Origin of the sequence: Streptomyces sp. NBC_00461, from assembly GCF_036013935.1 — a bacterium.
In the GTDB taxonomy this organism is placed as follows: Bacteria; Actinomycetota; Actinomycetes; order Streptomycetales; family Streptomycetaceae; genus Streptomyces.
The window spans coordinates 3,020,562-3,035,334 of the sequence record NZ_CP107902.1 but is presented as its reverse complement, the minus strand read 5'-3'; the positions used below and the strand labels follow the sequence as shown (position 1 = coordinate 3,035,334).

The 14,773-nt window shown below is 70.5% G+C and carries 15 protein-coding genes; 5 read left to right on the top strand and 10 right to left on the bottom strand.

What is annotated here, in order from left to right:
• Window positions 1-16: 16 nt before the first annotated feature.
• Window positions 17-904, bottom strand: a complete 888-nt coding sequence (locus OG870_RS14310; RefSeq protein WP_266513627.1) for an SGNH/GDSL hydrolase family protein — start codon at window positions 902-904, stop codon at window positions 17-19.
• A 267-nt stretch (window positions 905-1,171) separates the two neighbouring features.
• Here OG870_RS14310 and OG870_RS14305 point away from each other — a divergent pair, with 267 nt between their 5' ends.
• Window positions 1,172-1,666, top strand: coding sequence for a DUF3145 domain-containing protein (locus tag OG870_RS14305; protein WP_266513626.1), 495 nt, complete (start codon window positions 1,172-1,174; stop codon window positions 1,664-1,666).
• A 168-nt stretch (window positions 1,667-1,834) separates the two neighbouring features.
• On the opposite strand, the gene fabF is transcribed toward OG870_RS14305, so the two are convergent.
• The 5 genes from fabF to OG870_RS14280 all read right to left on the bottom strand — a co-directional run bounded on the left by fabF (window position 1,835) and on the right by OG870_RS14280 (window position 6,741).
• On the bottom strand, window positions 1,835-3,106 hold the full coding sequence (gene fabF / locus OG870_RS14300) for a beta-ketoacyl-ACP synthase II (RefSeq protein WP_266513625.1): 1,272 nt from the start codon (window positions 3,104-3,106) through the stop codon (window positions 1,835-1,837).
• 80 nt (window positions 3,107-3,186) lie between these two features.
• A complete protein-coding gene (locus tag OG870_RS14295) occupies window positions 3,187-3,435 on the bottom strand; it encodes an acyl carrier protein (RefSeq protein ID WP_030678203.1) in 249 nt (82 codons plus the stop codon).
• A 76-nt stretch (window positions 3,436-3,511) separates the two neighbouring features.
• Window positions 3,512-4,507 carry a ketoacyl-ACP synthase III gene (locus OG870_RS14290; protein ID WP_266513621.1) on the bottom strand — a complete coding sequence of 332 codons (996 nt, stop codon included), beginning with the start codon at window positions 4,505-4,507 and terminating at the stop codon, window positions 3,512-3,514.
• Between the two features lie 21 nt (window positions 4,508-4,528).
• Complete coding sequence (locus tag OG870_RS14285) at window positions 4,529-5,446, bottom strand: ACP S-malonyltransferase (RefSeq protein ID WP_266513620.1); 918 nt, start codon at window positions 5,444-5,446, stop codon at window positions 4,529-4,531.
• An 89-nt stretch (window positions 5,447-5,535) separates the two neighbouring features.
• The gene (locus OG870_RS14280) at window positions 5,536-6,741 is read right to left on the bottom strand and encodes a PucR family transcriptional regulator (protein ID WP_266513618.1); all 1,206 of its coding nucleotides are present in this window, start codon (window positions 6,739-6,741) and stop codon (window positions 5,536-5,538) included.
• Between the two features lie 74 nt (window positions 6,742-6,815).
• Here OG870_RS14280 and OG870_RS14275 point away from each other — a divergent pair, with 74 nt between their 5' ends.
• The gene (locus tag OG870_RS14275) at window positions 6,816-7,478 is read left to right on the top strand and encodes a pirin family protein (protein WP_266842191.1); all 663 of its coding nucleotides are present in this window, start codon (window positions 6,816-6,818) and stop codon (window positions 7,476-7,478) included.
• Between the two features lie 125 nt (window positions 7,479-7,603).
• Here the strand turns inward: OG870_RS14275 and OG870_RS14270 are convergent, their stop codons facing one another.
• Complete coding sequence (locus OG870_RS14270) at window positions 7,604-8,422, bottom strand: serine hydrolase domain-containing protein (protein WP_266513616.1); 819 nt, start codon at window positions 8,420-8,422, stop codon at window positions 7,604-7,606.
• Window positions 8,423-8,538: 116 nt separating this feature from the next.
• Between OG870_RS14270 and OG870_RS14265 the strand changes: the two genes are divergently transcribed.
• Window positions 8,539-9,009, top strand: a complete 471-nt coding sequence (locus OG870_RS14265) for a MerR family transcriptional regulator (protein ID WP_266513614.1) — start codon at window positions 8,539-8,541, stop codon at window positions 9,007-9,009.
• Complete coding sequence (locus OG870_RS14260; RefSeq protein ID WP_266513613.1) at window positions 9,006-10,022, top strand: aldo/keto reductase; 1,017 nt, start codon at window positions 9,006-9,008, stop codon at window positions 10,020-10,022. The genes OG870_RS14265 and OG870_RS14260 overlap by 4 nt, the downstream gene beginning before the upstream one ends.
• 23 nt (window positions 10,023-10,045) lie before the next feature.
• Here OG870_RS14260 and OG870_RS14255 read toward each other — a convergent pair whose 3' ends face one another.
• The 3 genes from OG870_RS14255 to OG870_RS14245 form a co-directional block, all read right to left on the bottom strand.
• Entirely contained in the window at window positions 10,046-10,906 is an 861-nt protein-coding gene (locus tag OG870_RS14255; RefSeq protein ID WP_266584966.1) for a DUF4429 domain-containing protein, read from the bottom strand.
• Window positions 10,907-10,963: 57 nt separating this feature from the next.
• Complete coding sequence (locus tag OG870_RS14250) at window positions 10,964-12,181, bottom strand: alpha/beta hydrolase (RefSeq protein WP_266513607.1); 1,218 nt, start codon at window positions 12,179-12,181, stop codon at window positions 10,964-10,966.
• A 102-nt stretch (window positions 12,182-12,283) separates the two neighbouring features.
• Entirely contained in the window at window positions 12,284-12,910 is a 627-nt protein-coding gene (locus OG870_RS14245) for a TetR family transcriptional regulator (RefSeq protein ID WP_266513604.1), read from the bottom strand.
• Window positions 12,911-12,976: 66 nt separating this feature from the next.
• On the opposite strand from OG870_RS14245, the gene OG870_RS14240 reads away from it, so the two are divergent.
• A complete protein-coding gene (locus tag OG870_RS14240) occupies window positions 12,977-14,596 on the top strand; it encodes an MFS transporter (RefSeq protein WP_266584968.1) in 1,620 nt (539 codons plus the stop codon).
• The last annotated feature ends 177 nt before the right edge of the window (window positions 14,597-14,773 follow it).

Sequence of the window (14,773 nt, the reverse complement as noted above, 5' to 3'; positions counted from 1 at the left end):
AGGTCAAGCCCCTGAGTCACGCCGTGCGGGCCGTGATCTTCCGGTAGGCGATCTCCGCCAGCCGCGCCTGCCCGTTCACACTGGGATGGAACCAGTCCCACTGGCTCAACTGGCCCGTACCGAAGCGGTAGTCGTACACCGCGCCGTCGTCGAAGCGGCACCGGCGGTCCTTCGCGCAGACCTCCCGCAGCACCTTGTTGTACGCCTCCACCCGCTTCTGCACCGTGTCCCGGCGCAGCGTCGCCGCCGAGTCCAGCGCGTCCGCGTCGCCCAGCATCGACGGGCAGATGCCGAGCTTCCACACCTGCTTGCCCAGCGGGCTGGTGCGGCCCTCGGACCACAGCCGCTTCAGGTTCGGCACGCTCGCCACGTACACCTGCGTCTTCGGCAGCGACTCGCGCAGCGTGCTCAGCGCGTCCTCGAAGTCCGCGCGGAAGCTGCCCACCGAGGTCATGGCGGAGGTGCTGGCCCGGCAGGCGTCGTTGGCCCCCGCCATCACCGTCACCAACTGCGGCCTGCGTGTCGCTGCCTGCGCCATCTGACCCGGCAGGTCCGCCATCCGGGCCCCGGTCACCGCGTAGTTCCAGCTGCGCTCGGCCGCCCGCGCCTTGCCCAGCAGCCGGACGGCGAGGCTGTCGACCTCGGTGCTGTCGCCGGTCGCCCAGGACACCTCCGGGCAGTCCGACAGGACCGTACAGGCGTCGAAACCGCGGGTGATGGAGTCACCGACGGCCGCGATCGAGCGGGGGCTCACGTCCCACGCCGGTGTCGGCTTCGCGCTGTGCGCCGTGCCGCCCGTGGGGCCGGCGGAGTTGCCACCGACGGCGTCACAGCCGGCGACGCCCAGGACGGCCGCCGCCACGGCGGCGAGAACGGTCCGTGAGCGGTGGCTTGGCTTCCGCATACGCCGGTGATCCCCTCGGTCCAGTCCGTCTACGTACAGATGTGTCCTCCCATAACAACGCGCGGGAGTTCCCGATCAACGCACCATGCAACGGTTCACACCCGTACAAGCGTCCTGCCGGGTGAATGGCGGACGTTTCAGCGCATCGGGACCGACGGTACGTCACACTCCTTGCGCCGCCGCACGGTAGCCTCGCCATCAACGTGGCTGCCCGGCCACCGCCGTCCGCCCGTTCGCCAGATTGTCCTGCTCTGCCCGGAGGTCCCGGTGACGACACGTGGGGTTCTGTACGTGCACTCCGCGCCGCGCGCGCTGTGCCCGCACGTCGAGTGGGCCGTCGCCGGGGTGCTCGGCACGCGCGTCAACCTCGACTGGATTCGGCAACCCGCCGCCCCCGGCACCTGGCGCTCGGAGTTCTCCTGGCAGGCCCAGGCGGGCACGGCCTCCAAGCTGGCCTCCGCGCTGCGCGGCTGGCACCTGCTGCGCTTCGAGGTCACCGCCGAGCCCTGCTCCACCGCGGAGGGCGAGCGCTACAGCTGCACCCCCGAACTCGGCATCTTCCACGCCGTCACCGGCATCCACGGCGACATCCTCATCCCCGAGGACCGTCTGCGCGCCGCCCTGACGCGCTCTCAGCGCGACGAGACGGACCTGGAGGCCGAGATCGCCAAACTCCTCGGCAAACCCTGGGACGACGAACTGGAGCCCTTCAGATACGCGGGCGAAGGCGCCCCGGTCCGCTGGCTCCACCAGGTCGTCTGAAACGCACCTGAGGGGCGCGGGGCTGTATCGACATGCGGCTTCGCCGCGTGGGCGCGACCAGCCCCCACCGGCTCGCAGTCGGCAAACAACGGACACCAAAACGGCGAGTGGCCCGCCCCCCGGCCAGGGGTGCGGGCCACACGCCGTTGACAGCAACGACGGCGCCATTCAGACCGTACGGAACGCCAACACCACGTTGTGCCCACCAAACCCGAACGAGTCGTTCAGCGCGGCAATCCGCCCCTCGACGGGAAGCTTGCGGGCCTCGCCGCGCACGATGTCCGCGTTCGCCTCGGCCTCGGGGTCGAGGTTCTCGACGTTGATGGTCGGCGGAGCGATCCGGTTGTACAGCGCGAGGACCGTCGCGACGGACTCGACGCCGCCCGCGCCACCCAGCAGGTGACCGGTCATCGACTTGGTCGCGGAGACCGCCATGTGGTCCGCGTCGTCGCCGAACACCTTGCGCAGTGCCTTCAGCTCGGCCACGTCACCGGCCGGCGTCGAGGTGGCGTGCGCGTTGACGTGCACGATCTCGGCCGGGTTCAGGTCGGTGCGGTCCAACAGGTTCTGCAGGGCCCGGGAGATGCCACGGCCCTCGGGCTCCGGCTGCACGATGTCGTGCGCGTCGGCGGAGATGCCCTGGCCGACCGCCTCGGCGTACACGCGCGCACCACGCTCCGCGGCGTGCTCGGCGGACTCCAGGACGATGACACCCGCGCCCTCGCCGAGGACGAAGCCGTCACGGGCGATGTCGTAGGGACGCGAGGCGCCCTCGGGGTCGTCGTTGTTCTTGGACATCGCCATCATGTTGCCGAACGCGGCGATGGGGAGGGGGTGGATGGCCGCCTCCGTGCCACCCGCGACGACGACGTCGGCGCGGCCGGTGCGGATCATCTCGATGGCGTAGCCGATGGCCTCGGCGCCCGACGCACAGGCGGAGACCGGGGTGTGCACGCCCGCGCGGGCGCCCACCAGCAGGCCCACGTTGGCGGACGGGCTGTTCGGCATCAGCATGGGAACGGTGTGCGGGGAGACGCGGCGTACGCCCTTCTCCTTGAGCACGTCGTACTGGTCGAGCAGGGTCGTCACGCCACCGATGCCGGAGGCGATGACGGCGCCGAGACGGTCCGGGTCGATGGCCGCGTCCTCGCCGGCCTTGTCGGTGAAACCGGCGTCGGCCCAGGCCTCCTTGGCCGCGATCAGCGCGAACTGCGCCGAGCGGTCCAGGCGTCGGGCCTGCGGGCGCGGGATGACCTCGGAGGGCTCCACGGCGACCGGCGCGGCAATACGGACCGCCTGCTCGGCGGCCCACTCCTGCTCCAGGGGCTTCACACCGGACTTGCCGGCGATCAGGCCCTCCCAGGTAGAGGCTGCGTCGCCACCCAGCGGTGTGGTTGCGCCGATACCGGTGACGACCACGGTGCGATTGGTCGGGCTCACGGGAATTCTTTCTCCAACGGATCGGGATTCAGCGGCGCCACCGCCGGGTGGCGGGGCAATGCAGCCGGGGCCTGGAAGGCTCAGGCCTGGTGCGTGAGGATGTAGTTGGTCGCGTCGCCGACCGTCTTGAGGTTCTTGACGTCCTCGTCCGGGATCTTGACGTCGAAGCGCTCTTCAGCGGCGACGACGACCTCGACCATGGACAGCGAGTCGACGTCCAGGTCGTCGGTGAAGGACTTGTCCAGCTGGACGTCCTCAACCGGGATGCCGGCGATCTCGTTCACGATGTCGGCGAGACCGGCGACGATCTCTTCCTGAGTGGCGGCCATGTTGGCGCTCCTTCGTTTATTTCCAGAGGGTTGGCAGTGCTTCCCGTGCCGGACCGGTCGATCCGGCACGGAGTGCCTAGGGGAGGGTAACGACAGTGGCGGCGTAGACGAGACCCGCCCCGAATCCGATGACGAGCGCGGTGTCGCCGCTCTTCGCCTCGCCGGTCGCCAGAAGCCGCTCCATAGCGAGCGGAATCGAGGCGGCCGAGGTGTTGCCGGTGGTGCGTACATCACGCGCGACCGTGACGTGCTCCGGCAGTTTCAACGTCTTCACCATCGAGTCGATGATCCGCTCGTTGGCCTGGTGAGGAATGAAGACATCCAGGTCGTCCGGGGTGATCCCGGCCGCGTCCAGCGCCTGCTGGGCGACCTTCGCCATCTCGAACACGGCCCAGCGGAACACCGCCTGGCCCTCCTGCGTGATCGCAGGGAACTTGCCCGTGCTGTCGTACTCGGTCCATGGCACGGTCTGCTTGATGGTGTCGGACTTGTCGCCCTCCGAGCCCCACACGGTCGGGCCGATGTGCGGCTCCTGGGACGGGCCCACCACGACCGCGCCCGCGCCGTCGCCGAACAGGAAGGCCGTGGCCCGGTCTTCCAGGTCGGTCAGGTCGGACAGCCGCTCGACGCCGATGACGAGGACGTACTCCGCGGAGCCCTCGACGATCATGCCCTTGGCGAGCGTGAGGCCGTAGCCGAAGCCGGCGCAGCCCGCCGAGATGTCGAACGCGGCGGCCTTGGCCGTGCCGAGCTTGTCGGCGATCTCGGTGGCGACGGCCGGGGTCTGCTTGAAGTGCGAGACGGTCGAGACGATCACGCCGCCGATCTGCTCGGCGGAGATCCCGGCGTCGGCGATCGCCTTGCCGGACGCCTCGATCGACATCGCGGCGACGGTCTCCTCGTCGGAGGCCCAGTGCCGGGTCTCGATGCCGGAGCGCGAACGGATCCACTCGTCGGACGAGTCGATCGTTTCGAGGATCACCTCGTTCGGCACGACCCGGGTCGGGCGGTAGCCGCCCACGCCCAGGATGCGCGCGTACGGGGCGCCCTTGCTGGGCTTGATCTTCGACATCTTCGTACGGCTCCTTTGGGCTCAGGCTTCGGCGTGCTCTGCGATGAGCTCGCGGGCCGCGTCGAGGTCGTCGGGGGTCTTGAGCGCCAGGGTCTTCACACCCGGCAGCGCGCGCTTGGCGAGGCCGACCAGTGTGCCGCCCGGGCACACCTCGATGATCGCTGTCGCGCCGAGCTCCTTGAAGGTCTCCATGCACCGGTCCCAGCGGACGGGGTTGGCCACCTGGCCGACCAGCCGCTCCAGCACCTCGGCGCCGGTGGCGACCGTCTGCCCGTCCTTGTTCGAGACGTACGTGAACTTCGGGTCGGCGGGGGTGAGATCGGCGGCGGCCTTGGCCAGCGCGTCGACCGCGGGTGCCATGTGGTGCGTGTGGAAGGCGCCGGCGACCTTGAGCGGGACGACCTTGCGCACGCCCTCGGGCTTGTCCTCGTTCAGTACGGCGAGCTGCTCCAGCGTGCCCGCGGCGACGATCTGGCCCGCGCCGTTCACGTTGGCCGGGGTCAGGCCCAGCTTCTCCAGGTGCGCGACGGACACGTCGGGGTCGCCGCCGAGCAGCGCCGACATGCCGGTCCCGGTGATCGCGGCGGCATCGGCCATGGCCAGACCCCGCTTGCGTACGAGGGTCAGCGCAGCGGTGTCGTCGAGGACGCCCGCGAAGGAGGCGGCGGTGATCTCGCCGACGCTGTGGCCCGCGACGGCGCCCGGCGTGATGGCACCCAGTGCCGCGGCGGACAGGATGCCGGCGGCGACGAGCAGCGGCTGCGCGACGGACGTGTCACGGATCGCGTCGGCGTCGGCCTGGGTGCCGTAGTGGGCGAGGTCCAGTCCGATGGCGTCCGACCAGGCGGCGACGCGGTCGGCGGCACCGGGGAGGTCGAGCCAGGGAGTCAGGAAGCCGGGCGTCTGGGCACCCTGGCCGGGAGCGACGAGTACGAGCACTCTCACACTCTCTCTTGTGGACGGCCTGCGCGGCCCGTGAGGACAGGGACGAAGAACACGAGGGGGTTTTGTAGGCCCCCAACAAAAGACTAGGCCGGGAGATCTCCCTCGGCCAGACGCCCCAGGATCAGGGCGATCCGCAACGTGAAGGCGGAGCGTACATCGGAAGGTGACCAGCCGGTGACGTCAGTCACACGTCGGAGCCGGTAGCGCACGGTGTTGGGGTGAACGAAGAGCATCCGCGCGGCGCCTTCGAGACTGCTCGCCTGCTCAAGATAGACGGAGAGCGTCTCCAGAAGAGCGGACCCGGCCTCCTCCAGCGGTCTGTAGATCTCCTCCACCAGCTGCTCGCGCGCGTTCGGGTCACCCGCGATCGCGCGCTCCGGAAGCAGATCGTCCGCGAGTACCGGCCGTGGGGCGTCCTGCCAGGCGAAACACGCCTTGAGCCCGGCGGCCGCGGCCTGCGCGGACCGGGTCGCGGTGAGCAGATCGGCCACCACGGGCCCGGCCACCACCGGCCCGGCCGCGTACGGCCCGATCAGCGACTTGGCCACGGCGATCGGATTGTCGCTGCCACCGGCGATGACGACGAGCCGGTCGCCGAGCACCCCGGTGAGCACCTGCAGCTTGGCGTGCCGGGCGGCCCGCCGGATCGCCTCGACGGTCAGCTCGGAGTCGCCGTCGGGAGCCGTCCCGAGGACGACACACACATGCTCGGGCGAGTTCCACCCGAGGGCCGCGGCCCTGCTGACCGCGCCCTCGTCGGCCTCCCCGCTCAGCACGGCGTTGACGACGAGGGACTCCAGGCGCGCGTCCCAGGCACCGCGTGCCTCGGCGGCCTGGGCGTACACCTGGGCGGTGGCGAACGCGATCTCCCGGGCGTACACGAGCAGCGCCTCGCGCAGCACGCTCTCGTCGCCGGGCGCGGCCACCTCGTCGATGGCGCTCTCCATGACCTCGATGGTGGTGCGCACCATCTCCACGGTCTGCCGCAGCGTGATGGCCCGGGTCAGCTCGCGCGGCGCGGTGCCGAACACGTCCGTCGAGATGGCCTGGGGCGCGTCCGGATGCCGGAACCACTCGGTGAAGGCGGCGATACCGGCCTGTGCGACCAGCCCGATCCAGGAACGGTTCTCCGGTGGCATCGCCCGGTACCACGACAGCGTCTCGTCCATGCGGGCGATGGCCTGCGCGGCGAGAGAACCGGAGGACTTCTCCAGACGCTTCAGGGTCGCGGCGTGCGCATGGACGAAGCGCGCGACGGCTTCGGGCTTGCTCGTTTCGGGTTCGGGCACGGGGACAAGACTGCCTTATCCGGACGGGAGTGCGCGCCGCCGGGTGGTCGCCGAGGTCTACCGTGGTGTCCGTGATGGACGTACGGCGCGCTGCGGAGCGCTATCCAGGGGGCGACCCGGCAGCCGGCATCGAGTCGCGGCACGCCTTCTCCTTCGGTCCGCACTACGACCCAGACAACCTTCGCTTCGGCGCGGTGATCGCCTGCAACGAGGAGCGCCTCGCCCCCGGCGCCGGCTTCGGCGAACACCCGCACAGCCACACGGAGATCGTCACGTGGGTGGTCGAGGGCGAGCTCACCCACCGCGACTCCACCGGCCACGAGACACGGGTGCGCCCCGGCGACGTGCAGCGCCTGAGTTCGGCGGCGGGCGTACGGCACGTCGAGCGCAACGACGGCTCGTCGCCCCTGACCTTCGTCCAGATGTGGCTGGCCCCCCGCGAGCCCGGCGGGGACCCCGGATACGAGATCGTCCACGGCATCGCGGACTCGACGCCGTACGCGGTCCCCGAGGCGGGCGCGATGCTTCACGTGCGGCGGCTGCGGGCGGGTGAGCGGACGGCGGTGCCGGACGGGGCGTTCATCTACGTCCACGTCGTACGGGGTGAAGTACGCCTGGACGGCGAGGAGTTGGGACCGGGCGACGCGGCCCGCATCACGGACGCCAAGGACCTGGAGGCGGAGACGCCGACCGGGGCCGAACTGCTGATGTGGGAGATGACGACGGACCAGCGGTAGCCGCAGTTCGTCAGCGCCCTTCAGGGGCGCGGGGCTGTGCCGTGTGCGGCTCAGCCGCGGGGGTGTGACCAGCCACGACGGTGCCGCAGCGCATCACGGCCGTCGTGGCGAACCTCGCCGAAAGCTCAGCGCGCTTCTGCCAGTACCGCGTCCGTGAACACCGGCCACACCTCGACCGCCCACGCCCCGAACGCCCGGTCCGTCAAAGCCGCGCACGCGACCCCCGCGGCGGGGTCGATCCACAGGAACGTACCCGACTGACCGAAGTGCCCGAAGGTGCGCGGCGAGGAGGAACTCCCCGTCCAGTGCGGTGACTTGGAGTCGCGGATCTCGAAGCCGAGCCCCCAGTCGTTCGGGTTCTGGTGGCCATAGCCCGGCAGGACGCCCTTGGTGCCCGGGTACTGCACCGTCATCGCCTCGGCGACCGTGCGGGGGTCGAGGAGACGCGGAGCCTGGAGCTCGGCGGCGAAGCGCAGCAGGTCGCCGACGGTCGAGAAGCCGTCCTTCGCGGGCGAGCCCTCCAGCGACGTCGACGTCATCCCCAGCGGCTCCAGCACCGCCTGGCGCAGATACTCGGGGAAGGGGATCTCCGTCGCCTTGGCGATGTGGTCGCCGAGCTGCTCGAAGCCGGCGTTGGAGTACAGCCGCCGCTCCCCGGGCGGGGCGGTCACCCGGTGCTCGTCGAAGGCGAGCCCCGAGGTGTGGGCGAGCAGATGCCGGACCGTCGACCCGGGCGGACCGGCCGGCTCGTCGAGCTCGATCGCCCCCTCCTCGTACGCGACGAGCGCGGCGTACGCTGCGAGCGGTTTGGTGACCGAGGCCAGCCGAAAGCGCCGGTCGACGGGGCCGTGGGTGCCGAGGACCGTCCCGTCACCCCGCACGACACCCGCCGCGGCGGTGGGAACCGGCCAGTTCTCGATCAACGCAAGGCTCTGCAAGGACATGGGGACGAGCCTAAGCGGCCCACGGGTTCATACTCCTCGTGGGGTCAGGCTCCCGGGCCTGTTTCTTACCGGTTCCGCTTGCTTGGAGTGCACTCCAAGGCCATAGCGTTGAGGGCATGACGGTGATGGAGACCACGCCCACCCGGACCGACGCCTGCGGAGCCCCGCCCCACCCCCACCGGCGCCCCGAGGGGCAGGACAGCTACACGATCAGCGAGGTCGTCGCCTTCACCGGGCTGACCGCGCACACCCTGCGCTGGTACGAGCGCATCGGCCTGATGCCGCACGTCGACCGCTCGCACACAGGTCAGCGCCGCTACAGCAACCGCGACCTCGACTGGCTCGACCTCGTCGGCAAGCTGCGGCTCACCGGCATGCCGGTCGCCGACATGGTGCGGTACGCGGAACTGGTGCGCGAGGGCGACCACACGTTCGGGCAGCGCTTCGAGCTGCTGGAGGCGACCCGCCGCGACGTGCTGGCCCGGGTCGCCGAACTCCAGGACACCCTCGCGGTGCTCGACCGGAAGATCAGTTTCTATGCGGACGCGGGCCGTGCCCGGATTCACGAGGCGGAGAAGGTGCGATGACCGACAGCAGGATCCCGGCCGTACGACTCGGCGACACCGGCCCCGAGGTCGGCGTACAGGGCCTCGGGTGCATGGGCATGAGCTTCGCCTACGGCCCCGTCGACGCGAAGGAGTCGCGGGCCACCCTGGAGCGGGCGCTGGAACTCGGCGTCACGCTGTACGACACCGCGGAGGGGTACGGCGACGGGGACAACGAACGCTTCCTCTCCCCGTTCGTCAACGCCCACCGGGACGAGGTCGTGATCGCGACCAAGTTCGGCGTACGCGTCCCGGCCGGCGACCGCACGAAGCGGATCATCCGCGGTGACGAGGCGTACGTCCGCCAGGCCGTCGAGGGAAGCCTCCGCCGCCTCGACATCGACGTCATCGACCTCTACTACATGCACCGCCGCGATGTGAACGTGCCGATCGAGGAGACCGTCGGCGCCATGGCCGAGCTGGTGCGCCAGGGCAAGGTCAAGCACCTCGGCCTCAGCGAGGTCACGGCCGAGGAACTGCGCGCCGCGCAGGCCGTGCACCCGATCGCCGCCGTCCAGTCGGAGTGGTCCCTGTTCAGCCGGGACATCGAGGCCAACGTGGTGCCGGCCGCCCGCGAACTGGGCGTGGCCCTCGTCCCGTACTCCCCGCTGGGCCGCGGCTTCCTCGCGGGCTCCTTCGCCAACGCGGACAAGGACCTGACGGACGGCGACGTCCGCCGCTCGATGCCCCGCTTCCAGGGTGAGAACGCCGCGGCCAACGCGACGCTGCTGGAACCGATCCGTGCGGTGGCCGAAGCCCACGAGGTGTCCCCCGCCCAGATCGCCCTGGCCTGGGTCCAGCAGCGAGCGGCCGTGCACGGCCTCCCGGTGGCCCAGATCCCGGGCACGACGAAGCGCAGGAGGATCGAGGAGAACGCGGCGGCAACACAGATCGTGCTGACGGACGACGAACTGGCCCTGCTGGAACCGATCGCGGACAAGGTGGCAGGAACGCGCTACCCGGACATGCGCTTCGCATCCGCCGGACGCGAGTAGAGGAAACCGCAACCGGGCAGACGCTAAAGCTCCGCCAGCAGCTCCGCCTTCTTCACCGAGAACTCCTCATCCGTCACCAGGCCCGCCTGATGCAGTTCCCCCAGGTGGCGGATCCTCTCGGCGATGTCGGCGGGGTCGCGGCGCGGCGCGCCGGCCGGCACCGCTGCCACCGGCCCGCGGTGCCGCACAGCGGCCAGCACGGCCGCCGCGAACGGCAGTGACTCGTGCACCGGCCCGTACCCGAGCCCGAACACCACGGCCGCCGGATCCTGGTCCGGCTGCGCGGGCGACGCCGCCCCGTCCCGCAGTGTCAGCCGGAGGTGGCCCTCGAAGACCTCGGGGGAGCGCCACTCCACCCCGCTCAGCTCGCCGACCGGAAAGCTCTGGTCGCCGGCCTTCCACTTCGCCGACGACGCCCCCGTCCAGAACCACCGGAAGTGCACGGTCTTCCCGTCGAAGGACGCCTTCGCGTCGTACGCCTTGAACTGCCGGGGCGCCTCGGGGGCGCTCACCAGATACCGCTCGGCCGCCTCGCCGTCGTCCTTCAGCTGCGTCCGCAGTTCGTCGGCGTAGTACTCGGCGAGCGTCTCGCGCTCGGCGGGCAGCACCAGCCGGTACGGGTCGCACCCTTCCTTCAGCTGCCCGGCGGCCGCCTCCATCAGCGGGTCGGCGCCGGCGCGCGGCTCGATGCGCAGGACGACGGTGCCGCGCCTGCCGGGGGTCAGCGTCACCCCGGCGATCGCCTCGATCGGAACACGACGCTCACCGAGCGCCTGGAAGAGCTTGGGTGTTCGTATGCCCCGTTCGTAACGGATGAGCACGGAGTCGGACTCGAACTCCCAGGCGGCATGCAATCCGGCCAGTACGTCACCCATGCGGCTCATCGTATTCGGGACCCGCTCCTTCGTCGCCACCCTGCGCAGACCGCAATTTCTCCGCCTCTACGCGCGTCCGGCCGCGGCCGCGCCGGACAAACCCGCCCGGCACGCGTCGCCATCACTCGCACACTGCACCGACCGGTACGCGCCAACACCGATCTCCGCGAAGTTCAGCACGCTCTCCGTGCCCGGCTCGAAATAACCGGCATGCCCCTTCGCACCCTGCGCCGACAGCACCCGTGCCCCGAACGCGGCCGACACCGGGTCGGCCCCGTGCCCCAGCCCGCCGACCTCCAGGTACGGCACGTCCTGGATCCAGTCCGTGGCGTTGCGCATCGCCCACACATGGGCGGAGGTGTGCAGGTGGGAGGCCTTCCCCGCGCGCATACCGGGGCTGGCGGCCACCGCTATGTCGGTCACCCGGCGCGGCAGCGTGTGCGCGGCCACTCCGCAGACCACGGAGCCGTAGCTGTGGCAGAACAGCGACACGGGCGCGTCGCCGGGCAGCCCGCGCAGCATCGCGTTCAGCCGCACCGCGCCGTCCTCCGCGCGCATCGCCGTGGCCGAGTCGATGCCAAGGCCGGCGGGTGCCGTGTAGTCGGCCCAGGCGATCACGGCCGTAGGCGTCGTCGGGCTCGCCGCCCGCTCGGCCGCGTACAGCGACTTGGCCATGCCGACCGGTGCCGTGTACCGGCGGTTCGTCTTCTGGAAGGTGAGCAGGTCGGTGTCGACCCCGGGGACGACGACCGACACGCGCTCGGCCTTCTGCAGGTTCCCGATCACCTCGGCGATCCGCCCCGAGCCGTCCGGGTCGAAGGCGAGGATGTGCCGGCCCTTGTGCGTCAGCGACTCGTAGCGGTGCATACGGCGGCCCGCTTCCCGCTGCCCGAGGGCCGAAAGGCGGAGGTCGTGCATGCGCTTGCGCTCGACCTTGCGCTGCTGGACGAGCGCCAGGTTGTTGGCTTGGTAGCGCAGCTCGATGGGGGCGCCGTTCATGTTGCCGACCGCGAGGGGATAGCGGTGGGCGAGGCGGGCGCGCTCCTGAGCGGTGAGCGAGGTGAAGAAGCGGGCGAGGCGAGCGGGGGCCGCGTCGGGGTCCGGGAGGTGGTGCCCGTGGATGCGGCCGTGCTCCCAGGAGGAGAGCGAAGCCTGCAGCGGAGTCGCCGCCCGATGGCTGTGCAGGGCCGTCCAGCCGGTGGTCGCCAGCATGACGAAGACGACGGCCAGGGCGAGCAGCGCCCGCCCGACGTTCAGTTGCGGGGAGGTGTCGAAGGAAGTCACTGGGAGGACACACTAGGAGAACGAGAGGGTCTCGCGTGAGCCGAGTGACAGGGATCACGTTTCGGTAAACGTGGCGATGACCTCACTGTCTCCCGGCGTGTCTCAGCGTGATCGCCAGTTCTCCGTGAGTGCGGGCCCCACCTGTTCGAGGTACGAGATGGTCAGCCCGCGCATGGCGTCGATGCTGAAGTCCTCGCCCGTGCTCCACCGCCGCTCCGTCACCCGCATCACTCCGCCGAACACCGCCACGGTCAGCCGCGGCCGCGGGTCGGCGTCCACGTCGACGCCCTCACGCCCCGCGAGCACCCGCGCGAGTGCGTCCTCGATCTCTTCGTTGCGCCGCAGATGGGCGGCGACCAGGACCGGCGTCGACTCGATCACCTGATGCATCCGCAGATACAGCTCGACCGGTACGACGGCCTCGATGACGTCGTTCAGCGTGTCCCAGCCCTCCAGGACCGCCCGGCGCAGCGCCTCCATCGGCGCCTCGTGGGCCGGCCGCGCGCGCACGGCCTCGACGAACCGCGCCGCCACCAGTTCCTGCAGGGCGAGGGCGGCCTCCTCCTTGCCGGCGAAGTAGCGGAAGAAGGTGCGCTGCGAGACGTCGACGGCCTCGGCGATGTCGTCGACGGTCGTCCCCTCGTAACCGCGCGAGGTGAACAGTTCGACGGCGGCCCGCAGCAGCGCGTCCCGGGTGCGCTGCTTCTTGCGTTCGCGGAGTGTTTCCATATGCGTCAGTAACTGACTTGTGATTTGGTTTGTCAATTGTCAGCGGCTGTCACTAGCCTCGAACGCATGACTAGTCAGACCACCATCGACACGACGGGGTCGGGGGACAAGGCGCCGGCAGCCCCGTCGGACGCGCCGCCGGCCCCCGGGCTGCGCGGCCACCCCTGGTTCACCCTCATAACCGTCGCCGTCGGGGTCATGATGGTGGCCCTCGACGGCACCATCGTGGCCATCGCCAACCCGGCGATCCAGAAGGACCTGAAGGCGAGCTTCGCCGACGTCCAGTGGATCACCAACGGGTACTTCCTCGCCCTCGCGGTGTCGCTGATCACCGCGGGCAAGCTCGGCGACCGTTTCGGACACCGCCAGACCTTCCTGGTCGGTGTGACCGGCTTCGCCGCCGCCTCCGGCGCCATCGGCCTGTCCAGCAGCATCGCCGCGGTCGTCACCTTCCGCGTCCTCCAGGGCCTGTTCGGCGCCCTGCTGATGCCGGCCGCGCTCGGCCTGCTGCGCGCGACCTTCCCGGCCGAGAAGCTCAACATGGCCATCGGTATCTGGGGCATGGTCATCGGCGCATCCACCGCGGGCGGCCCGATCCTCGGCGGCGTCCTGGTCGAGCACGTCAACTGGCAGTCGGTGTTCTTCATCAACGTGCCGGTGGGCGTCCTCGCCCTCGTCCTGGGTTCGCTGATCCTGCTCGACCACCGTGCCGAGAACGCCCCGCGCTCCTTTGACATCGCGGGCATCGCCCTGCTGTCCGGCGCGATGTTCTGCCTGGTCTGGGCCCTGATCAAGGCTCCGGCCTGGGGCTGGGGCGACGGCAGGACGTGGGCGTTCATCGGCGCCTCGGCCGTGGGCTTCGTGCTCTTCTCCTTCTGGGAGACGAAGGTCAAGGAGCCGCTGATCCCGCTCGGCCTGTTCCGCTCGGTTCCGCTGTCGGCGGGCGTGGTGCTGATGGTCCTGATGGCCATCGCGTTCATGGGCGGCCTGTTCTTCGTGACGTTCTACCTGCAGAACGTGCACGGGATGAGCCCGATCGACGCCGGTCTGCACCTGCTTCCGCTCACCGGCATGATGATCGTCGGCTCCCCGCTCGCGGGCGTGATGATCACCAAGCTGGGCCCGCGCATCCCGCTGGCCGGAGGCATGGCGGCCACCGCGATCGCCATGTACGGCATGTCCACGCTGGACTCGGACACCGGCAGCGCCGTGATGTCCCTCTGGTTCGCCCTGCTCGGCCTCGGTCTCGCGCCCGTCATGGTCGGCGCCACGGAGGTCATCGTCGGCAACGCCCCCATGGAGCTCTCCGGTGTCGCCGGCGGACTCCAGCAGGCCGCGATGCAGATCGGCGGCAGCCTCGGTACGGCGGTGCTGGGCGCCGTGATGGCGTCCAAGGTCGACGGCGACCTCGCCGGCAACTGGAAGGACGCCGGCCTGCCGAAGCTCACCCCGGCCCAGCTGGACCAGGCCTCCGAGGCCGTCCAGGTCGGCGTGCCCCCGGTCGCCAAGGGCACTCCGGAAGCGATCGCCGCGAAGATCGCGGACGTCGCGCACGACACGTTCATCTCCGGCATGAGCCTGGCGTCCCTGGTCGCCTGCGCGGTCGCGGTGGTGGCGGTCTTCGTCGCCCTGCTCACCAAGCGCGGGGCGAACGCGGAGGCGGGTGCGGGCGCGGCTCACATCTGACGCGCCAACCTGACGGGTTTTCAACGGACTTCGCTCATCAGAGTGAAGACGCTAAAGATTCCTCGCTCCCGGTGCGCACCACAGGCCACAGTGGTCACGCCCCTCCGCACGGCATGTTCCTCGGGCAAGTTCGTACGGTGCTGGGGGGCGACCGGTGCTGCGGCGCGCTGCCGGAGG